Source organism: Acinetobacter gandensis, from assembly GCF_001678755.1.
GTDB lineage: Bacteria > Pseudomonadota > Gammaproteobacteria > Pseudomonadales > Moraxellaceae > Acinetobacter > Acinetobacter gandensis.
Genome location: NZ_LZDS01000027.1, coordinates 87,651 through 111,023, shown reverse-complemented (window position 1 = coordinate 111,023; position 23,373 = coordinate 87,651). Strand labels below are relative to the sequence as shown.

General features: G+C 40.0%; 16 protein-coding genes, 5 tRNA genes and 1 pseudogene. 9 read left to right on the top strand and 13 right to left on the bottom strand.

Translation table 11 applies throughout. The annotated features are described in order from the left end of the window. Window position 1 precedes the first annotated feature (1 nt). The 6 genes from A9J31_RS11800 to A9J31_RS11775 all read left to right on the top strand — a co-directional run bounded on the left by A9J31_RS11800 (window position 2) and on the right by A9J31_RS11775 (window position 7,589). Window positions 2-1,840 (top strand): extracellular solute-binding protein, encoded by a 1,839-nt coding sequence (locus A9J31_RS11800; protein ID WP_067766038.1) that lies wholly within the window; start codon window positions 2-4, stop codon window positions 1,838-1,840. Between the two features lie 34 nt (window positions 1,841-1,874). Next, entirely contained in the window at window positions 1,875-2,942 is a 1,068-nt protein-coding gene (locus A9J31_RS11795) for a microcin C ABC transporter permease YejB (RefSeq protein ID WP_067766035.1), read from the top strand. Continuing rightward, window positions 2,942-3,955: an ABC transporter permease gene (locus A9J31_RS11790; protein ID WP_067766032.1), complete on the top strand. Its 1,014-nt coding sequence runs from the start codon at window positions 2,942-2,944 to the stop codon at window positions 3,953-3,955. Before A9J31_RS11795 ends, A9J31_RS11790 begins: the two co-directional genes overlap by 1 nt. Next, window positions 3,930-5,528, top strand: coding sequence for an ABC transporter ATP-binding protein (locus A9J31_RS11785; protein ID WP_067766030.1), 1,599 nt, complete (start codon window positions 3,930-3,932; stop codon window positions 5,526-5,528). The genes A9J31_RS11790 and A9J31_RS11785 overlap by 26 nt, the downstream gene beginning before the upstream one ends. Before the next feature lie 112 nt (window positions 5,529-5,640). After that, window positions 5,641-6,885, top strand: a complete 1,245-nt coding sequence (locus A9J31_RS11780; RefSeq protein ID WP_067766027.1) for an NADH:flavin oxidoreductase/NADH oxidase family protein — start codon at window positions 5,641-5,643, stop codon at window positions 6,883-6,885. Window positions 6,886-6,989: 104 nt separating this feature from the next. Further along, complete coding sequence (locus A9J31_RS11775; RefSeq protein ID WP_067766312.1) at window positions 6,990-7,589, top strand: YiiX family permuted papain-like enzyme; 600 nt, start codon at window positions 6,990-6,992, stop codon at window positions 7,587-7,589. A gap of 64 nt (window positions 7,590-7,653) precedes the next feature. Here the strand turns inward: A9J31_RS11775 and A9J31_RS11770 are convergent. The 12 genes and pseudogenes from A9J31_RS11770 to pyrC form a co-directional block, all read right to left on the bottom strand. After that, window positions 7,654-7,729 (bottom strand) — tRNA-Glu (locus A9J31_RS11770). A gap of 45 nt (window positions 7,730-7,774) precedes the next feature. Then, a tRNA-Glu gene (locus A9J31_RS11765) sits at window positions 7,775-7,850 on the bottom strand. Window positions 7,851-7,873: 23 nt separating this feature from the next. After that, a tRNA-Glu gene (locus A9J31_RS11760) sits at window positions 7,874-7,949 on the bottom strand. Between the two features lie 132 nt (window positions 7,950-8,081). Continuing rightward, window positions 8,082-8,986 (bottom strand): annotated as a pseudogene (locus tag A9J31_RS11755) (alpha/beta fold hydrolase). Window positions 8,987-9,085: 99 nt separating this feature from the next. Beyond that, window positions 9,086-10,504 carry an amino acid permease gene (locus A9J31_RS11745; protein ID WP_067766018.1) on the bottom strand — a complete coding sequence of 473 codons (1,419 nt, stop codon included), beginning with the start codon at window positions 10,502-10,504 and terminating at the stop codon, window positions 9,086-9,088. 124 nt (window positions 10,505-10,628) lie between these two features. Continuing rightward, a tRNA-Glu gene (locus A9J31_RS11740) sits at window positions 10,629-10,704 on the bottom strand. Window positions 10,705-10,983: 279 nt separating this feature from the next. Then, the gene (locus A9J31_RS11735) at window positions 10,984-12,414 is read right to left on the bottom strand and encodes an amino acid permease (RefSeq protein ID WP_067766014.1); all 1,431 of its coding nucleotides are present in this window, start codon (window positions 12,412-12,414) and stop codon (window positions 10,984-10,986) included. Window positions 12,415-12,626: 212 nt separating this feature from the next. Beyond that, window positions 12,627-12,779: a hypothetical protein gene (locus A9J31_RS15720; protein ID WP_167348723.1), complete on the bottom strand. Its 153-nt coding sequence runs from the start codon at window positions 12,777-12,779 to the stop codon at window positions 12,627-12,629. A gap of 193 nt (window positions 12,780-12,972) precedes the next feature. Next, window positions 12,973-15,492: a TonB-dependent receptor plug domain-containing protein gene (locus A9J31_RS11730; protein ID WP_067766011.1), complete on the bottom strand. Its 2,520-nt coding sequence runs from the start codon at window positions 15,490-15,492 to the stop codon at window positions 12,973-12,975. Between the two features lie 206 nt (window positions 15,493-15,698). Beyond that, a tRNA-Glu gene (locus A9J31_RS11725) sits at window positions 15,699-15,774 on the bottom strand. 20 nt (window positions 15,775-15,794) lie between these two features. Continuing rightward, the gene (rnt, locus tag A9J31_RS11720; protein ID WP_067766008.1) at window positions 15,795-16,454 is read right to left on the bottom strand and encodes a ribonuclease T; all 660 of its coding nucleotides are present in this window, start codon (window positions 16,452-16,454) and stop codon (window positions 15,795-15,797) included. Beyond that, entirely contained in the window at window positions 16,439-17,473 is a 1,035-nt protein-coding gene (gene pyrC / locus A9J31_RS11715) for a dihydroorotase (protein WP_067766005.1), read from the bottom strand. Before pyrC ends, rnt begins: the two co-directional genes overlap by 16 nt. Before the next feature lie 153 nt (window positions 17,474-17,626). On the opposite strand from pyrC, the gene A9J31_RS11710 reads away from it, so the two are divergent. Further along, on the top strand, window positions 17,627-18,883 hold the full coding sequence (locus tag A9J31_RS11710) for a GGDEF domain-containing protein (RefSeq protein WP_067766002.1): 1,257 nt from the start codon (window positions 17,627-17,629) through the stop codon (window positions 18,881-18,883). A gap of 82 nt (window positions 18,884-18,965) precedes the next feature. Here the strand turns inward: A9J31_RS11710 and argG are convergent, their stop codons facing one another. Then, window positions 18,966-20,309: an argininosuccinate synthase gene (gene argG / locus A9J31_RS11705; RefSeq protein ID WP_067765999.1), complete on the bottom strand. Its 1,344-nt coding sequence runs from the start codon at window positions 20,307-20,309 to the stop codon at window positions 18,966-18,968. 618 nt (window positions 20,310-20,927) lie between these two features. Here argG and lldP point away from each other — a divergent pair. Beyond that, window positions 20,928-22,595 carry an L-lactate permease gene (lldP, locus tag A9J31_RS11700; RefSeq protein WP_171256696.1) on the top strand — a complete coding sequence of 556 codons (1,668 nt, stop codon included), beginning with the start codon at window positions 20,928-20,930 and terminating at the stop codon, window positions 22,593-22,595. 32 nt (window positions 22,596-22,627) lie between these two features. Then, window positions 22,628-23,371, top strand: coding sequence for a transcriptional regulator LldR (gene lldR / locus A9J31_RS11695; RefSeq protein ID WP_067765996.1), 744 nt, complete (start codon window positions 22,628-22,630; stop codon window positions 23,369-23,371). Window positions 23,372-23,373 lie beyond the last annotated feature (2 nt).

Below are 23,373 nucleotides of genomic sequence, written 5' to 3'. Positions count from 1 at the left end.
AATGTCATATGCTTCAACTTCAATCTGGTTAGCAGTATCTAGTTTAACTTTAGTAACACAAGGGGCGTGGGCTGCATTGCAGACCACGCCTTTTCTTGCGATACATAGTCAGCCTAAATATAGCCAACTATCAGCAATGCCTTATGCCAATGTTTATGCTGCAAAAGGAGGTTATTTAACTACATCAGTTATAGGTGGTTTTGATAATTTAAATAGCATGAATGGCAAAGGAAGCTCAGTCGAAGGTGTGAATTATTTATTTGATACCCTGATGAGTTCATCTTTAGATGAACCCGGCGTGTTATATCCATTAATTGCTGAAAAAATTACTTTTGACCCTGAGCATACTAACTTTGCAGTTTTTCATCTTAATCCTAAGGCACGTTTTAGTGATGGCTCGGAACTGACTGCTGAAGATGTGAAATTTAGTTTTGACACTTATCAAACGAAATCTAATCCTGGACTACAAATGTATCTAGCAGATTTGGATAAAACTGAAGTGTTGTCAAAATATCAGGTCAAAATGACATTTAAATCAGGCAATAATTCTGATATGCCACTGATATTGGCACAGATGCCAATTTATTCAAAAATGGATTGGGCAAAAAAGGATTTTACTCAAATAACCATGCAACCTATTTTGGGTTCTGGCCCTTATTTGATTCATCAGATTAATTCTGGACGCAGTATTAGTTATAAACGAAACTTGAAGTATTGGGCAAAAGAGCTTCCGGTGAATAGAGGCCGATATAATTTTGATATTCTCAAGTTTACTTATTATCGAAGCGCAGATATTGCTTTTGAAGGATTTAAAGCTGGGCAATCAAGTTTATATGAAGAAAAAATAGCACGAAAATGGGTAAGTGATTACCAATTTCCAGCCGTTAAAGCGGGTTTGGTGGTACAAAAACGTATCGCACATGAGCGACCAATACCCACAAAAAGCATGGTATTTAATACGCGCCGAATGCCATTTCAGGATATTCGCTTTCGTCAAGCATTAACCTATGCCTACGATTTTGAGTGGCAAAATAAAGCCTTGTTTTATGGACAATATCAGCGCTTACAGAGTTATTTTTCAAATAGCGTATTGGAAGCCAAAGGTTTGCCAACGACTGCAGAAATGGAAGTTTTAAAACCATTATTAAATGAAATGAGTCCTTTAGAGCGTAAAGGCGTATTGGCCAATTGGAAATATCCTGTGTCAGATGCGAGTGGTTTTAATCGTAGCAATCTACTGACTGCACGTCAGCTATTATTAAACTCAGGTTATCGGTATCACAATGGTGTGCTTGTTGATCAAAATTTACGACCAGTACATTTTGAGTTTTTAATTCACCAAAGTGAAATGCAAAGGATAATCTTACCCTATATTCGAAATTTGAAACGATTGGGAATTACGGTCACTATCCGTAAAGTAGATGATGCGCAATATACAGAAAGATTACGTCACTCTGATTTCGATATGATTATTGATGAAATGCCACAATCCTTGATTCCATCTAGTGAACAAGCACAATTTTGGGGGAGTGAAGCCGCTGATCAGGTTGGAAATTATAATTATGCAGGCATTAAAAGTGCTGTGATTGATAACGTGATTCAACAAGTGATTGATGCGCCGAATCGTGATCAACTTATTGTTCGTACTCGGGTACTAGATCGGCTTTTACGGGCAGGTTATTACCAAATTCCAACTTATGGAAAAGGGGAAAATTGGTTTGCCTATTGGAACATGTATCAACAACCAAATATAAAACCAAAGTTATCCACGGGTATTGATTACTGGTGGAGCAATGCAGTTGAAGCAAAAAAAGTTACGCAATATTTGCGTCAACAATAACGACAACTGAATTACAAGGAAAGTCATCTTAAACATGGGCACATATATATTAAAGCGTTTGCTCCTGATTATTCCGACGTTGTTTTTCATTTTATTGATTAACTTTGTGGTAATTCAGATTGCTCCGGGTGGGCCAGTTGAGCAAGCAATTCAGCAAGCCGAAGCTTTTCAGGGTATTGGGACAACGAGCGGTGGCGAAACAGCAACGTCTAGCATCAAATATCAAGGTGCCAAAGGCTTAAGTGAAGAAATGGTCGCAAAAATTGAAGCGCAATATGGTTTTGATAAACCGCTGTTGGAGCGTTTTTGGTTAATGTTGAAAGGTTATTTAACCCTCGATTTTGGTACCAGTTATTTTAAAGATAAGGCGGTGACACAATTGCTTTGGGAAAAATTGCCGGTGTCCTTGTCTTTGGGGTTGTGGAGTACATTGCTGATTTATTTGGTTTCCATACCATTAGGGATTAAAAAAGCTCGTCAACATGGCATGTTGTTTGATAAAAGCACCTCTATTTTATTGGCGATTGGTTATGCCATTCCGGCGTTTGCTTTTGCGATTTTGCTCATTGTATTTTTTGCCGGTGGTTCTTATTTTCAATGGTTCCCGTTACAAGGCTTAGTTTCTGAAAACTTTGCCGAACTGAGTGTGTTGGGCAAAATTGTGGATTATTTTTGGCATATGGCGTTGCCTTTATTTGCCATGGTGATTGGTAGTTTTGCGAGTTTAACCTATCTGACCAAATATTCTTTTATGGACGAATTGAATAAACAATATGTCTTGGCGGCGCGATCTAAAGGCTTAACCGAATCAAGAGTGTTGTATGGGCATGTATTTCGCAATGCCATGTTGATTGTGATTGCTGGCTTACCTGAAGCGCTGATTGGCATTTTCTTTGTTGGTAACCTGTTTATTGAGATTATTTTTAACTTAGATGGTTTGGGTTTATTGGGCTTTGAAGCAATTGTACAACGTGATTATCCTGTTATTTTTGGCACATTATTCATCTTTACGTTAATGGGGCTGATCCTGCGTTTAATCAGTGATGTGATGTATCAAATTATTGATCCGCGTATTAACTTTGATTCACAGGGGGCAAAATAATGTCTCCAATTATGCAAGCACGTTTACAACGATTTAAAGAAAATAAACTTGGGTTTGGCTGCTTTATTGTTTTTGCCCTGATTTTTGTTTTGTCCTTGGCAGCAGAATTGATTGCTAATGATAAGCCTTTGTTAGTCAAGTACGATCAATCCCTCTATATGCCGGTTCTCAAGACCTATCCAGAAACCACGTTTGGTGGAGTGTTTGAAACCGAAGCAGATTATAAAGATCCAGTCGTTCAACAGCTGATTAACGATAAAGGTTGGGCGGTCTGGCCGCTGATTAAATTTTCCTACCAAACCCCAAATTTAGAATTGGCAGTACCTGTGCCATCTGCACCGACTGCACAAAACTGGTTGGGTACGGATGACCAAGGACGCGATGTGTTGGCGCGTATTCTTTATGGTTTACGGGTGTCTTTATTATTTGGTTTTGCGTTGACGATTGCCTCTGCGATATTGGGCATCATGGTCGGTGCTGTGCAAGGCTATTACGGCGGTTGGGTGGATCTGATTGGACAGCGCATATTGGAAGTCTGGGGCGGTTTGCCGATGTTGTTCATGGTGATGATTTTGGTCAGCATGTTTACTCCAAGCGTATATTGGCTTTTTGTGATTATGCTGCTTTTTGGCTGGCCAACCTTGGTGGGATTGGTGCGTGCGGAATTTTTGCGTGCGCGAAATTTTGATTATGTCCGTGCAGCCCGCAGTTTGGGGGTGACCGATCGCACTATCATGTTCAGGCATATTTTACCAAATGCTGTGAGTTCCAGTTTGTCGCAATTCCCCTTCATGTTAACTGCAAATATTACTGCACTGACTGCTTTGGATTTCTTGGGATATGGCTTACCGCCAGATGCGGCATCTTTAGGTGAATTATTACTTCAAGGTAAAAATAACTTGAGCGCGCCTTGGCTAGCTTTATCGGGTTTCTTTACTTTAACCATCGTGCTGTCTTTATTGATTTATGTTGGGGAGGCGACTCGAGATGCATTCGATCCAAGACGCCAATAATAAGAATGATGCATATCAAGAAGTACTCTGTGTTGAGCATTTAAACATTGCACATCAGCAGCAGGTTTTGGTGCAAGATCTGAACTTTCGTTTGCATGCCGGTGAAACGCTAGCGATTGTCGGGGAAAGTGGTTCCGGGAAATCCATCAGCAGCCTCGCTATTTTAGGCTTGCTGCCGCGCAATTTACGTATTCAAGGCAATGTGCAATTTGAGGGGCAGGCATTGCTTGGTTTGAGTAGTGCACAGCATCGCAAGATTCGGGGGCAAAAGATTGCTATGATTTTTCAGGAGCCGATGACCGCGCTGAATCCCTTGCATCGAGTGGAAAAAATCATTGGTGAAACTTTGCTGTTGCAAGGGTGGTCTAAAGCCAAAACGCGACAACGAGTCATCGAATTATTAACAGATGTCGGTATTCCTGAACCTGAAGAAAAATTGCGTCGATATCCACACGAACTTTCAGGTGGGCAGCGTCAACGGGTGATGATTGCGATGGCATTGGCACTTGATCCTGAGATATTAATTGCTGATGAACCGACCACCGCTTTGGATGTGACTTTGCAGGCGCAAATTTTAAACCTGCTTAAATCCTTACAGCAGCAGCGCAACATGGCGATAATTCTGATTAGCCACGATCTAAACTTAGTCAAACGCTATGCCGATCAGGTGATTGTCATGAATCAAGGCATTGTCGAAGAACAGGGTTCAGTACAGGATATTTTTCAGCAACCGAAACAAGCGTATACGCGTAGTTTATTGGACCATGATTTTGGTGAAGTGATTCAGACGCATTCAGAACAGACCGTTTTACAGTTGAAACAAGTTGGGGTGAAATTCCCGATTAAACAGGGCTTGCTCAATCGAATAAAAAATTATGTGGTTGCTGTTGAACCTTTAGATTTGAGTGTGGCTGAAGGGGAATCCATTGGTATTGTCGGGGAGAGTGGTTCGGGTAAAAGCGCTTTAGCCCTTGCCATTGCCCGTTTAATTGAAAGTGATGGTGATATCTTCCTTCAAGGCCAATCCATAAATCATTTGTCTGAAAAACAATTGCGACCTTTACGGAGTAAATTTCAAATTGTCTTCCAAGATCCATTTAGTAGTCTGAATCCACGTTTAAATGTTGAACAAACCATTGGTGAGGGTCTGGCGTTAAAGCAGTTATCGGCAGTTGAAATTGGTCAATGTATTGATGAAGCTTTAGAAAAAGTGGAGCTGCCAATTTCATTTAAACAGCGTTATCCGCATGAACTTTCAGGTGGGCAACGGCAACGTATTGCCTTAGCGCGCGCATTGGTGCTACGACCTAAGCTGCTGATTTTAGATGAACCGACTTCGGCGTTGGATCGAACTACACAGCGTTCGATTGTTAAACTGCTGCGACGTTTACAGCAAGAATTTAACATCAGCTATTTATTTATCAGTCATGATTTGCAAGTGGTCAGAGCGCTCTGCCAAAAAGTCTTGGTCTTACGTCATGCTCAAGTGCTGGAGTTTCAAAATACTACAGATCTGTTTGCGCATCCGCAAACCGATTACACACGTAAGTTAATTGAAGCCAGCCAATACTAAAATCAAACTTATGGATATTTTGACAAGTGTCATTGTCAAAATATCCTTGACCTTTAGAAAATAATAATTAGAGTAAATATTCAGGACTTATTATTTCATTTTGGACATTGCCATGAGCCATTTAGCTGAAAGCTTTAAAATTCGTAATACCACATTTAAAAATCGCATCATCAAAGGTGCAATGAGTGAAGCATTGGCCAATACCGCAGGCCAACCCAATCACTTACATTTTGGGTTATATGAAGCTTGGGCGAAGGGTGGTTTAGGCTGTGCCATTACGGGTAATGTCATGGTGGATTTTCGTGCTAAAAATGAGCCTGGGGTTGTTGTCGCTGAAACTGAGCGAGATTTAGCACAGTTAACACAGTGGGCTGAGCTAGGCAAGAAGCACGGCATGGTGCAATTGGTTCAACTGTCGCATCCAGGTCGTCAATGTCCGAAAGGATTAAATCGAGAAACTGTAGCACCATCAGCGGTACCATTTAGTCCGATGCTAGCAACCACTTTTGGTACACCACGTGAATTACGTGAGGATGAAATTTTCGATATTATCCAACGTTTTGCAACAGCAGCAAAGCTATGTGAAAAGGCCGGATTTGAAGGTGTTCAACTCCATGGTGCACATGGTTATTTGATTAGTCAGTTCCTCTCACCTTTAACCAATAAGCGTCAAGACCAATGGGGCGGTTCGAATGAAAACCGAATGCGTTTTTTGCTTGAAGTTTATAAAGCTGTGCGCACAGCAACTTCAGGCGATTTTATTATCTCAGTTAAATTAAATTCTGCTGACTTTCAGCGTGGTGGTATTTCAGAACAAGATGTGATTGATGTCTTTAAGGCTGTTGATGCTGCTGGTATTGATATGATTGAGGTATCGGGGGGGACTTATGAAGCTCCTGCCATGGCCGGTGCGAAAGAAGATAAGCGTAAAGCCAGTACCATTGCACGTGAAGCTTATTTCCTCGACTTCGCTGCTAATATTCGTCAAGAAGTGAAGTGTGCCTTGATGGTGACGGGTGGCTTTAGAACGGTTACAGGCATGAATGCAGCATTAGACAGTGGCGCATGTGACTTTGTCGGGATTGCACGCCCATTTGCAGTGGAGGTAGACTTAGCTGATCGTCTATTGGCGGGGCAGGATGTCCGCTATGGCGTAGACAAAATTAAAACGGGCATTCCTATGATTGATAAAATGGCCATCATGGAAATTATTTGGTATGCGGCTCAGTTTAAATCGATTGGTGAAGGTAAACAGCCAAATCCTAAACTATCTCCGCTTAAAGTATTCTTTAAATATCTTAAAGGTAATTTAACAGCGGTCATTAAAGGGCAGGTAAATTCACGTAAGTCAGCTTAGCTGGTTTAATCATTTTAAGATTTGCCTACAGATGTTAATTTAGGAATGATCACAACTTGAGTTGGGGTGATCATTCCATTTTAAGCCATGATGATAAAAACAGAATGCCAATCAGATTTTTTCTATTATTTGTCCTTTCCACGTTTAGTTCGCTTTTATTTGCACATCCTCAGTTTCAAACTGGGGATATTATTTTTCATATTTCTAAATCGCAGCAAAGTTTAGTCATTCAGCAAGCGACTCATTCACCCTATAGTCATATGGGGATGATTGTGAATAAAGATGGAAAAACTTGGGCCTTGGAGGCGATACAACCTGTGCAATATACACCACTAAATAAATGGATTGCGCGTGGTGTAAAAGGGCATTATGTGGTGAAAAGAATGAAATCTTCTTTAAACACTCAGCAAAAACAAAAGTTAGTGAAGAATGCTGAGCAGTATCTGGGGCGACCGTATGATATTTATTTTGAATGGTCAAACCGAGCCATCTATTGTTCTGAAATTATTTGGAAAGCGTATGATGATGCTTTGGGAATACAACTTGCACCGCTACAACATTTAAAACAATTTGATTTAAAACAAGCTTCAGTACAAAAACTGATGCAGCAGCGTTATGGACAACAAGTTCCATTGAATGAAACAGTGATTGCGCCCAAAGCCATTTATGAGTCGAAATATTTACAGCAAGTTTTTAGCAATTAAAGCCATAAAAAAGCCCAAGTCTTAAATGCTTGGGCTTTTTTATCAGATGTTGCCATCTTAAATATGGCGTCCCTACGGGGATTCGAACCCCGGTTACCGCCGTGAAAGGGCGATGTCCTAGGCCTCTAGACGATAGGGACAGTACAGAAAATAAATTTTAAACCGTTACTTTAAGTTTGAAGTAATGGCGTCCCTACGGGGATTCGAACCCCGGTTACCGCCGTGAAAGGGCGATGTCCTAGGCCTCTAGACGATAGGGACTTAAAAAATCTACTTCTGAAAATTGGCGTCCCTACGGGGATTCGAACCCCGGTTACCGCCGTGAAAGGGCGATGTCCTAGGCCTCTAGACGATAGGGACGTTTCAGAGGTGGGCGTATATTAGGTTGAAAATCAGGGGGTGTCAAACGCTTTTCCACAAATAATTTAGCTTTTCCGTGTTGAGTGCATAAATTTAAAACAATTTGATAAATTTGTTTGAAAAATACAGATTTTATGCTGAATTTTTAATCGTATCTAAGAGTGCTTGGATCACTTCAGGATGTTGTAAATAATTTTGAATATCATGTGGATGATGAATATCTGTCCGAATTTGATGGTTGATAATTGCGGGTTTAAAATCAAAAGTTGGTTTTATGAGTGGGAAGCTGCTGAGAAAATCATCATGTGAATAAAAATTTATCCAATCGCCTAAAATTGCATCAGGATGTTGAAGCGGCTGTGGAAAATACGTTTGGATCACGCGAAAAGCTAAAGGTGAGCCTAAACTTATAAAACGTTGAATTTTAAGTTCAGGATGAAGCAGTAAAAAATGATATGCAATGACCGAACCTAGGGAATGAGCCACAATCACTGATGTTTTATGATTGTGTAATTGCTCATGGATACGTGTATGCACCGCATGAATAAAATGTGGGTTGGATAAATATAAATATGTTTCAACTAAAAATTTGTGCAGTAAGCTCGCATGAAGTTTGGGAAAGTAATTCAGCACAAATGAAAAATCATGCAGTACTAAGTCTTTGCTTTGGGCTGAGAAAGTTTTTAAGGTCGGGCTAAATTTTAAAGCATCAAAGATTTTTGAGTAGAAAATGCTCTTTTTAATATTTTCATTATTGTTAATTATCTTGGTTTGTTTTAGTGGGTGCGTAGGATGGAAAAAGGGCAAATGAGACCAGACCTGAGGCATAAGCGTACTTGCATTTAATGTGTTTTCTAAATGATAGCGCGTGAGTAAGTCTCCATAAAAAGGCATGTGAGCATTTTTTTGAAGTATGGAAATGCTGCCTGCTGATGCGCTTGAATTAAACCTTGTTCTAAAATGTCTAGCCAATGTTGTTGTAACGATGCGGCTGTCTGCTGTTGCTGATTCATGCCATGGATAAAGATAACATTCATAGTGCACCTCATGGGATGCTTAATGTATTGATGTTTCCCTTGCAGTATAGTGATAAAAAAAGAGCAACCGAAGTTGCTCTTTGTAAAACTCAAATCAAATTAAGATTTGTTGTGGTAGAAAGTATAGTAACTGGCATAACACACAGCAATAAATGCCAAACAACCAAAGAAGCTAATACGCATACTTGGATCAAATACCATACTGATACAGGTAATGAAACAGAACACGAAGCCAAGGATTGGAACAATTGGGAAGAGTGGTGCGGCAAAGCCTAGATCTTTGGCAGTTTTGCCTTCCTTATACCATTGGCGACGGAAGTTAAACTGACTTAAGCAAATACTCATCCAAACCACAACCATGGTAAATGCAGCAATTCCTAAAAGATTAGTGAAAATCGTTTCAGGGGCAAATTGCTCAGACAATAATCCTGGTAAGCCACCAATCATTGTTACAATCACTGCAACATACGGAATACCACGTGCATTTACACGAGAGAACACGGCTGGTAATTGCTTCTTATAAGACAAAGACCACATCATGCGTGATGCTGCAAATAGTCCTGAGTTCGCAGCAGATAAAAGCGCAGTAATAATGACAAAGCGGATTACATCTTCAGCATAAGGAATACCGATATGTTGGAATACCGCAACAAATGGTGAGCTACTGACGCCATCACCACCAAGACCTGCTTCTTGATGTGGTAATAAGCAAGTAACGACCACAATGGTACCCACAAAGAAAATCAACAAGCGGAAAATTGCTGTGTTAATCGCTTTCGGTACATTTTTAGCAGGGTCTTTGGTTTCACCGGCAGCAACACCAATGAGTTCAGTACCTGAGAAAGCAAAGTTAACAATTAACATGGTCGTGAAAATTGGGAACAAGCCTTCAGGGAACCAACCTTGTGCGGTAAGATTACTAAAGAGCGGTGCTGTTTCTTGACCTTGATAGCCAATAAAACCAAAGATAGCCATTAAGCCGAGCACGATAAAAGCAACTACGGTGATTACTTTAATCAAAGCTAACCAGAATTCAGATTCAGCAAACCATTTGGTTGAAATCATATTTAAGCTAAATACAAAAGCACCAAAGATTAAAGTCCACATCCACATGGAACTGTCTGGGAACCATTCCTGCATGAGCAGTGCTGCAGCAGTAAATTCAGTTCCTAGGGTAACTGACCATGTCAGCCAATATAACCAAGTGATGGTATAACCTGTGCCTGGACCAATATAGCGTTTAGCATAAGCGCCAAATGAGCCAGATTCAGGCATATGCACAGCGAGCTCACCTAAGCAAAGCATCACCATGTAGGCGATTACACCGCCTAAAAAATACGAAAGAATGGCACCTACAGGCCCCGTTTGTGCAATGACTTCACCCGAACCTAAAAATAGACCAGTACCGATTGCGCCGCCAAGCGAAATCATTACCAGATGTCGAGTACTCATAGCGCGTTTTAACGGCGCAGAATTGCCCTGATGCGAAGCATCATTCGGAGAATGAGATGACTGCATAGAGTAAAAGGAAAAATCAAGAAATGAAGCGAGTAATTGTAGTGAACAATGTTACTGTTCTGCAATCAATTAATATAATTTATAGATAAATAAACTGATTGTTTGTCAGAGCTGACAGAAGAATTGGCGTCCCTACGGGGATTCGAACCCCGGTTACCGCCGTGAAAGGGCGATGTCCTAGGCCTCTAGACGATAGGGACGTTTTGAGGTGCTTGTATGTTATGGATAAATAGAGACTGAGTCAAAGGAAATTTTGAAAAATACGATTTATTCGTTTGTTATTCATACACATAAACTGAATTTTTAATCCTTAAAAGGTCTAAGTTAGATGTATCAATAAATAATTTTAGCTTTCTCATAAAATGAGAAATATGCAGCGATCATGTAGTGAATTAAAAAAATAGTACAAACAGAGGATTTGCCATTTAAAAAGTGAACCTGAGATTGGTCAGATTCACTGAATAAAAGCTTAGATAAGATTAATTTTTATTATGGTATAACCAGTAATAACCTGCATAGCATGCTGCCATGAACAGCAAGCAGCCGATGAAACCAGAGAGCATTTCAGGGTCTGCCGCCATACTTAAGCCAGTTGCAGTACAACAAACAAAACCTAAAATAGGTACCAATGGGAACCAAGGTGTACGGAATTTAAGTTCAGATACACGATGACCTTGTTTGAGCCATTGGCGACGGAAGTTGAACTGACTCCAACAAATACTCATCCAAACGATGACCATGGTGAATGCCGCGACACCCATTAAGTTTTTAAAGATCACATCTGCGCCAAATTGCTCTGAAAGCAAGCCTGGTAGGCCACCGATCATGGTAACTAATACAGCAACGTAAGGCACACCCGATTTGCTCAATTTACCAAATACGCGTGGCAATTGTTTTTGCGCAGACAGTGCCCACATCATGCGTGAAGCAGCATAAAGGCCTGAGTTCGCAGTAGAAAGTAAGGCTGTAATAATGACGAATCGAATAAAGTCTTCCGCGTATGGAATCCCCATCAGGTTGAAAACTGATACAAAAGGACTGCTACTTAAACCACCATGACCACCTACATTTAAGCCAGCATCGGTGTAGGTTAATAACGAGCTGATCACAATGATTGTGCCGACAAAGAAAATGATGAGACGCCAAACGGCTGCATGAATGGCTTTCGGTACATTCTTTTCAGGATTTTCAGTTTCGCCAGCAGCAATACCGATCATTTCTGTACCATTAAAGGCAAAGTTCACAATCAGCAAAGTTGCAAACAGGGGAAATAAACCATTTGGGAGCCAACCGTGTTCAGTTAAATTATGGAACATCGGTGCAGATTCATAACCTTGGAAAGGTACAAAACCGAAGATGCAAGCAAAACCAAGAATAATGAATAGCAGCACAGTTGCGACTTTCACCATCGACAACCAAAACTCTGATTCAGCAAAAGTACGTGTAGAGCTTAAATTTGAGAACAATACCCCTGAAGCAAAGATTAGTGTCCATAACCAAATTGAAGTTTGTGGAAACCACTCCTGCATAAGAATCGCGGCTGCGGTGAATTCTGTTCCAAGCGTCGCAGACCAGCCAAGCCAATACATCCACGAGACCATATAACCTGTACCTGGGCCAATATAGTTCGTTGCAAATGCACCAAAGGAGCCTGAAACAGGTAAATGTACAGCCAATTCACCTAAACAGAGCATAACCATATAGGCAATTAAGCCGCCAATAATATAGGCAAGGACTGCACCGAGTGGGCCGGCTTGTGAAATTACTTCACCTGAACCCATGAATAAGCCAGTACCAATGGCACCGCCAAGAGAAAGCATAACGAGGTGACGAGTCGTCATCGCTCTTTTTAGCGATGGACTATGTCCCTCTGCAGATGAAGACTGCGAAGGTTCTGGGGGAGATTGCATAGTGAAAATAAGTGTTTAGAAAGATGTATTTTATGATTGATTGGAATGAAATATGAGATAAATCGTATTTTTCTTATAATGTGAGAATATTAATCTAAAATCTTGATATTTAAAGCCGATCACTACTTAGTGATCGGGTGTCTGAAACTGTGATTCAGAAGCGGCTTTCGGTTCAGCATGTTCCGTAGCTGGAGCAGGGGTATTATCACTACTTAGTGATCGGGTGTCTGAAACTGTGATTCAGAAGCGGCTTTCGGTTCAGCATGTTCCGTAGCTGGAGCAGGGGTATTATCACGACTGACAATATAAATATACAGTGCAGATGGAAATAAAATGGCTAAAACCAAGAGCAACTTTTTAAGCATGAGGTTAACTAACATTGAAAAACGTATTGCTTCATTATAAACAAAACGAGTCAGACTGAAAGTAATTAAAGTTTTAGGTTTTCCTGTTCAAGTTTTGAAAGTATGAGTTGGTAAATATCAGGATACTGTTATTTAAATTTATATAGAGCTTATTTCATAAATAAAAATAGCACCTTAGAGCTCTTTGATTACTTTAGAATTTGAACGTTACATCAGCAATGAATTGTCGCCCAATTTCAGTCATAACTCGAGGCGTACTTGAAGTACTTGTTGCTCCAGTTACATAGGTATTAATGCGATTCGTTACATTATTAATAGTGAGACCAAAAATTGCTTTTAAATCTTTACCTAAATTTATGTCATAAGTTGTTCGCATATCCCAAGTAAACTTAGGTTTAATTTCAGAAGCAATATAAGAGTCGATTTTTGAACCGTTATAGTCAATCTTTCCATTTGAAATCATGTCGTCATAACTATCTTTGTAACTAAAATAGTTTGATAGTTTTATTGGGGCTGAATCAAAAGCAATGTCCCAGTTAATGCGAGCAGTCCAAGGTTGATTAAAATTTTGCGCAGGACGGTCGGCCCATTGAATTATTTTACCATCATAAGAAATTAAGCGGTCTTGTTCGGCATCTTTATATTCAGATGTATAGTCAATATAGCTACGGAATATTTCACTATAGTCAAAACCTAATGCAAATAAATGCTGCGTACCTGCAATATTGAATGGCTCTCGGTTTTTTAGTGTCAAAGAATAGATGTCTGCTTCACCATGTCCATCATTGGCATATTCGTAAGAAAAATTGAACCCATCTTGAGGAATGTCTGTACGGTTGCGGGATATTTCATCTTGATACTTACGATTAACCCATTTTAGATCTAAATCCCAATTTTTAATCTGGCTATTAATCCCAAAAACTGTTTCATCACTAAATGGTGTCTTAAGTTCTGAGCGGCGTGTAGAAGTTGAAGAACTAGACATAGATTCAACCCAATCAGTTTCAGGGTTTGGACGTGTTGCCTTATACAATAACTCTCCCATTGCATCATTAAGTTCTGTACCTAAAGTTTGCTGTCCATAGTATCGGTTCCATCCAGCTAAAATGTGCAGTCTGTCATCTTGAAAAGGTTTGTAAGACATTGAACTACGCGGGGCAATGTTAAAATTAGAGCTTAAAGAATCATAGTCTGCCCGAATACCGAAACGTGTTGAAAAGTGATCTGACCACTGAATATTGTCTTCAATAAATGCATTGAAACGGTCTTGTTGCGCCGAAAATTGACCAGCTTTATAAATTGATGCTAATGCAAAATATTGTCCTGTCCAACCTTGTATAGTTGTATTGGTGTCACATAATAAGTCATCTGGTAGGCAAGTATAATTACCTAAATTTTTAAGATTTGTTGAATTACTATTAGTGATTAATACATCTGAAGCACGCCTCCAATCAACTTCTGCATGGCTGTAACCAACGCCAGCGAGGATATTGTGTTGTGTTTGTCCTATTTTAAATAAATCGAAAGCAGCTTGGGCATCATAACTTAAGGCCGTCTGATTTTGCTCTAATTGTCCTAGCATAGTCCCCTCTGAAACAGTTTTTGAGTCTGTCCAATCTTTACTGCCTTCGGCAAAATGCCAGATCAAGCCGTAATTTTTATCCGATTGGCGGTTACTATCAGAGTTCTGGAAATTGAGTTTATGAGTGAGTGTTGCTGGGCCAAACCGGTGTTCGAGTTCAGAAAATAAGGTTACGGTCTCGGTTTCAAGTGTACTTTCTGAATTTCGGCGACTATCTGCATAATTGAGACTATCTAAGATCCCATAATCGAAGCCAAATTTAGCTTTAGTTGTTTCTGAAGGTGAGTAGAACAAAGTTGTTCCAAGATTAATGTTTTTTCGTTCCTGATCAATTTTTTTAGGGCTATCGAAACCACTTAAAACAGGTATAACTGAGGTTCTTTTTGATGCATAACTATTAAAGCCCCATTGTTCTGAAAGCTTTCCGTAGATATTTGTGCTTAGGCCTTGTTTTGTATATTCTTTTTGATTGGCTTCACTCGGTTCTTCAAATAAATCTTGTTCTTTTTGGCTAATAATATTATATCTAGCCCAATCACTTTCAGTATAGTCATATGTAATCGAACCATGAATTTTACCAATTTCAGTGTTAGGTGCACATGTTTTTGCATTAATTACACCACCTGTAAACTGACCATAAGCAGCAGAAACATTGCTATCTAAGACTTCAAGCGAACATAGTAGATCTGTGTTGACAGCCATAGCTTGTGAGCCAGTACCAAAGCTGTGCATTGTATTGGATTCAGAATCTGTCGGATTAATCAATAAGTTATTAGAAACACCATTGACTATAAAATTGTTTTGAAAGGTCTGTGCACCATTAATTGAAATTTCTGCTGGTTTAAGTTCTGCTTGAGATCCAGAAGCATTTTGGCTTTGGCTAAACTGTACATTCGGATTAACTTTTAAAAAGTCAGTGATGTTTTTAGAGCTATTCGGCGTTTTTTCTAAATCTTCTTTGCTATAAACAGTTTTACCAACTTCTTGTTTGGCTTTAACTTCAACCTCAATAGGTGTCATCGACACCGTATTGGTTTTGATTTCTTCGGTGATCTGGCTTTCATTTGCATACGTTTGAGATGCTAAAGCAGTCAAAATTGCGATATTAAGGGGAGAATAGGCAAAGCGCATGGCTGTCAACAATTATGCAGATAAAAACGATAGCGATTATCATTAACTTTACAAGAATAATCAATAGAAATGAGAATTATTTGCAATAAATGTTTTTTTAATACACAGAAATTCAATCAATGAGAATTAAGATAGAAATAGAGGTAATTTAAGAATATTCATTCGTTATGAATATTAGAAAAAAGAAAGAGCTTGATAAGAAGTATTGGCGTCCCTACGGGGATTCGAACCCCGGTTACCGCCGTGAAAGGGCGATGTCCTAGGCCTCTAGACGATAGGGACGTTTAGAAGATGGCGGTATCTTATTGATCCGCCACCAGAGTGTCAAGTAGGTGAGGGCCGAGTTTGTTCAAAATATAGCAGAACAGTTCAGCAGTCTTTTGAGTGTCGTACAAGGCAGAGTGAGCCTCTTTACCATCAAACTCAATTCCAGCTTGAATACACGATTTAGCAAGTACAGTTTGACCAAACATCACCGCACTTAAAGTTACGGTATCAAATACGGAAAAACTGTGAAAAGGGTTTTGATTTTTTGTACCGGTACGGGCAATTGCTGCTTGTACAAAACCTAAGTCAAAATGCGCGTTATGACCGACTAATACCGCATGTGTGCAGTTTTGTTGACGACGTACTTCATTTACAGATTTAAAAATACGCTTTAACGCAGATTTCTCATCCTCTGCCATCGCCATACGCATTGGGTTAAATGGATCAACACCAATAAAATCTAAAGATCTACGGTCAAGATTCGCACCTTCAAACGGATTAATATGCGCATGGTGAGCTTCACCTGGCACAAATTTCCCTTCTGCATCATACACAATTGGAATGGCTGCAATTTCCAGTAAGGCATCGGTCTGTGAGTTAAAACCTGCTGTCTCGACATCGACAACAACAGGTAAAAAACCACGGAAACGTTGACCAACTACTGGTCGAGTTTCATCTGTCACACTTTTCTCCATTGAATGGTCTTACCCGCATATAACGGAATAATTTTTTCGCCATCCAAATAGTCTAAACTTTCAGGGATCACTTGATCTTCTTTTACCAAGGTAATGGTATTGGTATTACGAGGGAGTCCGTAGAAGTCTGCGCCAAAGTGACTTGCAAAACCTTCTAAGCGGTCGATTTTACCGACTTGATCAAATGCTTGAGCGTAGAGCTCAATTGCTGTAGGTGCACTATAACATCCTGCACAGCCACATGCATTTTCTTTAGCATCTTTTGAGTGCGGCGCGCTATCTGTACCTAAGAAAAACTTAGGATTTGCACTGGTTGCTACTTCAAGTAAGGTTTGCTGATGTGTTTGACGCTTTAAAATTGGTAAGCAGTAGAAATGCGGCTTGATGCCACCGACTAACATATCATTACGGTTAAACAATAAATGTTGCGGGGTAATAGTGGCAGCAACGTTACGGTCTTGTTCTAGAACAAAATGCGCAGCTTCACTTGTGGTGATGTGTTCAAGCACCAATTTTAATTTTGGAAATTGTTTAAGCAGTGGAGATAACACTTCATCTAAGAAGCGTTTTTCACGGTCAAAAATATCCACATGATTATGTGTCACTTCACCATGAAGAAGCAGAGGAACTTGATGTTCTTCTAGTTGCTCAATCACAGCATAGACCTTACTGATGTCGCTGACACCACTGTCTGAGTTTGTGGTTGCACCCGCAGGGTAAAGTTTAATGGCATTGACGTGTGCAGATTCTTTAATTTTTTTCACTTCACTTGGAGATGTATTGTCAGTGAAATACAACACCATGCGTGGGTCAAAGTGTACGCCTTCAGGTACATGAGCCATGATACGTTCACGATAGGCATTCGCTTCTTCCACTGTTTTAACCGGTGGAACAGTATTTGGCATGCAGATCGCACGAGAGAATTGTTTTGCTAAATCGGGAACTGTGCGCTCAAGTGCTAAACCATCACGTAAATGTGCATGCCAATCATCTGGCTGAAGAAGAGTAATCGTATTCACAGCGATCCCGGAACTTTGAAATAATACAAATGATAATGCATATAATGTGAAAATGGTAACGAGAATTCAGGACAAATGGTATTGTGGGTATAAATAAATTTTGAAAACTGTGGTATTTTTAAATCACTAAAAGAATTAGATAAATGCTTGGAAATGGAATACAAGTATAACCTTGCAAAGTTGCAATACGATAAGGAAAAAATAGAAGAACTGATTACACGGCAAACGCGTCGTGTCGGTGAAATTTTTCCGAAAAAACTCGAGCAACAATTTTGGTCGCTCAATTTACAACGCGCCCGTCATAACATCAGCCAATACTTTTGGATGGGTGTACTAACTTATTTTGTTCTCACTGTCCTGATTATTCCTGGGGATTACTGGATTATTCAAAAAGAACATTTTAGCCATGACTTTATTAAATGTTTATTGGGTTTGGTTAATGGCGCACTGTGCTTGCTGACGCTTTATGCCTTCTCGCGTTATAACATTCTCAAAGCTTATTTTGCCCATGCCAGTATGTTCATTGTATTTTGGGCTGTGCTATCGATGACATGGTTGACCATGACTGTATACACCGAAGCCTTAAAGCATCAAGCGATGATGATCATCTGCATGATTTATATTTTGGGATATATTTTGACAGGGGTTAAACCTATACACATGCTAATGGTTGGCATGTTGGCAGCAGTGATTACAATGCTGATGCTGTTTTCAATGTATGTACAATTTGATGCAATGGTTATGGGTCGTGTATTGATGGGTAGCTGTGTGATGGGCTTTGCTGTTAGTAAAATGCTCTGCGCACGTGAACGCATGATTTATTTAAATATGTTACGTGCAGATATCAGTGAGAAAATACATCGTATCCATACCACTGAGCTATTGCATCTTAGTCAGCATGACGAACTAACTAAAATATCCAATCGCCGCACATTAGATGAAATGCTTGATACTTTTTATGAGCAATCTAAACAAAACAATACAGCACTTGCTGTGCTGTTCATCGATGTTGACCACTTTAAAAATTATAATGATTTCTATGGGCATCAGAAGGGTGATGAGGTCATTTCAACGATTGCCAAAACGATTAAAAATGCCATTCGACATATGGATTTTGTCGCACGTTATGGTGGTGAAGAGTTTGTGGTTTTACTGCCTGAAACCGATGCGCATGGTGCTTATGCGGTAGCGTCAAATATTTATAAAGCAATCGATCGTTTAGAAATTCCACATGCCAAATCACAGGTTTCAAATCACGTCACTATTAGTTTGGGTATTACGGTATATCGTGCTGAAAATATGACGAAGGATGAACTGTTAAATATTGCCGATCAGGCGTTGTATCGTGCGAAACAATTAGGCCGGAATCAAATTTATTACCAATCGATACGTGCAATCAATGTCGCTTAAAGGTAGGTTTAAGTGATGCTTTTATAAAGCTTGGATATAAAAAACCGCGCAAATTGCGCGGTTTTTTTTGACTCAACAAATCTTATTTGTTTTTGTCTTTTAATTGAGGCACTGCAGAACCTGTACCCACTGCAAGCAAGCCAGCACCAGTGTAGATGCCAAGTTTTGCACGTGTATCAGTGATGTCAAGGTTACGCATAGTCAATTGGCCAATACGGTCAGCAGGACTAAACATAGAATCACCTTTCTCCATGGTTAAACGCTCAGCTTCATAAGTGAGGTTAGGAGATTCAGTGTTCATGATGGTGTAGTCATTACCGCGACGAAGTTCAATAGTAACTGTACCTGTAATCGCTTTAGCAACCCAACGCTGTGCAGTTTCACGAAGCATTAAAGATTGAGAATCGAACCAACGACCTTGGTAAAGAAGACGACCTAAACGAAGACCGTTAATGCGGTATTGTTCGATGGTGTCTTCGTTGTGAATACCAGTCACAAGACGCTCGTAAGCGATGTGAAGAAGAGCCATACCCGGAGCTTCGTAGATACCACGAGATTTTGCTTCAATGATACGGTTTTCGATTTGGTCAGACATACCTAGACCATGACGACCACCGATACGGTTGGCTTCAAGAATGAACTCAACTGGGTTTTCGATGCGTTTGCCATTTAATGCAACAGGGAAGCCTTCTTCGAAAGTTACAGAAACTTCTTCAGCTTTTACTTCTACGTCATCTTTCCAGAACGCAACGCCCATGATTGGGTCTACGATTTTGATACCCGCATTCAGGTATTCAAGATCTTTTGCTTCGTGAGTCGCACCTAACATGTTTGAATCAGTTGAGTATGCTTTCTCTTTTGACATTTTGTAGTCAAAACCGTTGTCGATTAGGAACTGTGACATTTCTGCACGGCCACCTAATTCGTCAATAAAGGTTTGGTCTAACCACGGTTTGTAAATTTTTAGCGATGGGTTAGTCAATAGACCATAGCGGTAGAAACGTTCAATGTCGTTACCTTTATAAGTCGAACCGTCACCCCAGATGTTTACGTCATCTTCTTTCATTGCTGTTACAAGCATTGTACCTGTAACTGCACGACCAAGAGGAGTCGTGTTGAAGTAAGGCATACCACCAGTTGAAATGTGGAAAGCGCCACATTGAATAGCCGCAATACCTTCTAATGCAAGTTGTAAACGACAATCAACTAAGCGAGCTTTAACTGCGCCATACGCTTCCGCTTTTTTTGGAATCGCATCGTAGTCGTCTTCATCAGGTTGACCTAAGTTTGCTGTGTAAGCATAAGGTTCTGCACCTTTTTGTTTCATCCACAAAAGCGCAGCTGAAGTATCTAGACCACCAGAGAAGGCAATACCAACTTTTTTGCCAACTGGGACATTCTGCAAGATAGTTGCATTATCAGTCATTGTTAATCCTAACGATATAAATATAGGCACCGAGAATGGGTGGCCTGAAAGAATACATATATGTGCGCGATTGTAGCACTTTTCTGCACGGTTTTTCTAAAAAATCATGAGATACAAGCGATGAGGTGGAAAAAAATGATCGTTGAAATCTATTGGTGAATACTTCATCCAGTTTTTGCGGGCGGAAAATGCGTTTTCTGAATGGAATAGGATGCAAATATAAATAAATCTATTTGATTTAAATAAATGGTCATACCAATATTGAGTTGATTTGGTTTTTATCCTTTTCGTTGAAATGAGACTGAAGTCAAACAAAGCTTGGTTATTAGACTAAAGTATATTTTATAAAGTTTATTCATAAATAATAAATATAAAACATATATTTAAAAAAGGATTGTTAAAAATTTAAACTGGAAAATAATGTTTTTGCATTGAATATTGGTCATACCAAAAATAAGAAAAGCTTGAATGGTTGAGTTGAAATAATTAAAAATTGCGGAGTATTTCAGCAATAGTATGAGTTTTTATGTCTTTAATATTTATATTGGTAATACCAATATGAAAAGACCACATGCTGATATTGCTCAATAATTAAATCTTAGTAAGCATTTCAAGGAGATGACAATGCTTCAATGGCAGCAAATATATGACCCAATGGGGAATATATGGATATCAAGTTTAATTGCGCTCATTCCGATTATCTTTTTTTTCTTGGCGCTTGCTGTATTTCGTTTAAAAGGCAGTGTGGCAGGTACGATCACCGTTGTACTGGCACTTTTGGTGTCTTTATTTGCCTATGACATGCCTGCGCTCATGGCATTGGCTTCGATGGTCTACGGTTTCTTCTACGGTTTATGGCCGATTGCATGGATCATTATTGGTGCGGTGTTCCTGTATAAAATTTCTGTCAAAACAGGGCAGTTTGACATTATCCGTTCTTCGATTCTTTCCATTACTGAAGATCAACGATTACAGATGCTGTTAGTTGGCTTTGCTTTCGGTACTTTCCTAGAAGGTGCGGCGGGCTTTGGTGCCCCTGTGGCGATTACTGCAGCACTATTGGTAGGTTTAGGCTTTAAGCCTTTATATGCGGCAGGTCTTTGTCTGATCGTAAATACAGCGCCAGTAGCTTTCGGTGCGATGGGTATTCCAATTATCGTTGCTGGACAAGTGTCTGGTGTTGATACGATGGAAATCAGTCAGATGGTTGGTCGACAGCTGCCATTTATGGTGCCGATTGTACTGTTTTGGATTATGGCGATTATGGATGGCTGGCGCGGTGTGAAGGAAACTTGGCCTGCGGTTGTAGTTGGGGCGAGTAGCTTTGCGATTGCACAGTACCTAACCTCGAACTTTGTCGGTCCTGAATTACCAGATATTACCGCGGCGATTGCCTCTTTAGTGTCATTAACGATTTTATTTAAATATTGGCAGCCTAAACATATTTTCCGCTTTGCAGATCAAGATGCGACGATGAGTGAAGATGTTGCTGCACAAAAACAGCAAAAATATAGCTTGGGTCAAATTGCAAAAGCGTGGTCGCCATTTGCGATCTTAACGGTGATGGTCACGATCTGGAGTATTAAACCGTTTAAAGATTTATTTACTAAAGACGGTGCCTTACATGATTTAGTTATTTCGATCAAAGTGCCATTTTTACATCAATTGGTTCAAAAGATGCCGCCAGTCGTACCTGAAATGAAGGACTACGATGCTATCTATAAATTTGATTGGTTTTCGGCAACAGGTACAGCAATTGTTATCGCTGCGATCATTACCATTATTTTCTTAAAAATGAAGCCGAAAGACGCGATTGTGACCTTTGGTGAAACCATTAATGAATTAAAAATTCCAATTTATTCAATTGGGATGGTCTTGGCTTTTGCATTTATCGCCAATTATTCAGGGATGTCAGCAACATTGGCATTAGCACTTGCACATACAGGTCAAGCCTTTACCTTCTTCTCACCATTTTTAGGATGGCTTGGTGTCTTCCTTACGGGTTCAGATACGTCAGCCAATGCGCTATTTGCTGCATTACAGGCAACCACTGCACAGCAAATCGGTGTACCAGAAGTATTACTCGTTGCTGCCAATACCAGTGGTGGTGTGACAGGAAAAATGATTTCACCCCAGTCCATTGCAATTGCATGTGCGGCAGTTGGCTTGGTAGGTAAAGAGTCTGATTTATTCCGTTTTACCGTAAAACACAGTATAACGTTCACAATCATGATGGGGATTTTAATCACCCTACAAGCTTATGTGTTCCCTTGGATGATTCCATAACACGCATTGTGTAACAACGTTAAGGAAAGCAGATGAAAGTCTCTGATAAAACTGTTCAAAGTCTTCGCGTATTGATTGAAGAAAGCAATATGCAAGTTGGAGATCGTCTGCCTGCAGAACGGAAACTGTGTGAACAACTTGGCGTCTCACGCACTTCTTTACGCGAAGCGATTTCTCAATTGACCAGCATGGGCGTGTTGGTCAGTAAAGTCGGTGCGGGGACTTTTTTAAAGCAATTACCAGCGACTTGGTCGAGTTATCAAATTGTGCAGCCCATCAGCAGTTTGATTAGTGAAGACCCTGCCTACCGGTTTGATGTGCAAGAGGCGCGCATTATTTTGGAAGGTGGTACTGCATGGTATGCGGCACAACGTGCTACAGCAGAGGACTTGGCACATATCCGACATTATTATGATCAGATCAATCATTTTCAGGCTTTAGGCAATGACGATGAAGCAGCGCGTGCAGATGCCAAATTTCATTTGGCGATTGCTGAAGCATCACATAATTTAGTGTTGATTCAGATGATGCGTGGTCTATTTGATCTGTTGCAATTTAATGTCGTTTTAGGTCGTCGAAAAGTTTATAGCGAAGCACACCGATTTGATCAATTGCATGATCAGCATTTTCAAGTCATGAATGCAATTGAACGTCGTGATCCTGAAGCTGCACGTAGAGCAGTCTGTGGACACATTGAGTTTGTAGTACAACAGGTGCGTATGATTGATGAAGAAGAAGCTCGTCGTCAGCGTGCCAGTCGATTAAACAGGATATAAGC

What these genes read in the sequence shown, in the direction of transcription:
- A9J31_RS11800 (WP_067766038.1), top strand. Translation starts at nt 2, where the DNA reads ATGTCATATGCTTCAACTTCAATCTGGTTAGCAGTATCTAGTTTAACT.
- A9J31_RS11795 (WP_067766035.1), top strand. Translation starts at nt 1,875, where the DNA reads ATGGGCACATATATATTAAAGCGTTTGCTCCTGATTATTCCGACGTTG.
- A9J31_RS11790 (WP_067766032.1), top strand. Translation starts at nt 2,942, where the DNA reads ATGTCTCCAATTATGCAAGCACGTTTACAACGATTTAAAGAAAATAAA.
- A9J31_RS11785 (WP_067766030.1), top strand. Translation starts at nt 3,930, where the DNA reads ATGCATTCGATCCAAGACGCCAATAATAAGAATGATGCATATCAAGAA.
- A9J31_RS11780 (WP_067766027.1), top strand. Translation starts at nt 5,641, where the DNA reads ATGAGCCATTTAGCTGAAAGCTTTAAAATTCGTAATACCACATTTAAA.
- A9J31_RS11775 (WP_067766312.1), top strand. Translation starts at nt 6,990, where the DNA reads ATGCCAATCAGATTTTTTCTATTATTTGTCCTTTCCACGTTTAGTTCG.
- A9J31_RS11745 (WP_067766018.1), bottom strand. Translation starts at nt 10,504, where the DNA reads ATGCAGTCATCTCATTCTCCGAATGATGCTTCGCATCAGGGCAATTCT.
- A9J31_RS11735 (WP_067766014.1), bottom strand. Translation starts at nt 12,414, where the DNA reads ATGCAATCTCCCCCAGAACCTTCGCAGTCTTCATCTGCAGAGGGACAT.
- A9J31_RS15720 (WP_167348723.1), bottom strand. Translation starts at nt 12,779, where the DNA reads ATGCTTAAAAAGTTGCTCTTGGTTTTAGCCATTTTATTTCCATCTGCA.
- A9J31_RS11730 (WP_067766011.1), bottom strand. Translation starts at nt 15,492, where the DNA reads ATGCGCTTTGCCTATTCTCCCCTTAATATCGCAATTTTGACTGCTTTA.
- rnt (WP_067766008.1), bottom strand. Translation starts at nt 16,454, where the DNA reads ATGGAGAAAAGTGTGACAGATGAAACTCGACCAGTAGTTGGTCAACGT.
- A9J31_RS11710 (WP_067766002.1), top strand. Translation starts at nt 17,627, where the DNA reads ATGGAATACAAGTATAACCTTGCAAAGTTGCAATACGATAAGGAAAAA.
- argG (WP_067765999.1), bottom strand. Translation starts at nt 20,309, where the DNA reads ATGACTGATAATGCAACTATCTTGCAGAATGTCCCAGTTGGCAAAAAA.
- lldP (WP_171256696.1), top strand. Translation starts at nt 20,928, where the DNA reads ATGACAATGCTTCAATGGCAGCAAATATATGACCCAATGGGGAATATA.
- lldR (WP_067765996.1), top strand. Translation starts at nt 22,628, where the DNA reads ATGAAAGTCTCTGATAAAACTGTTCAAAGTCTTCGCGTATTGATTGAA.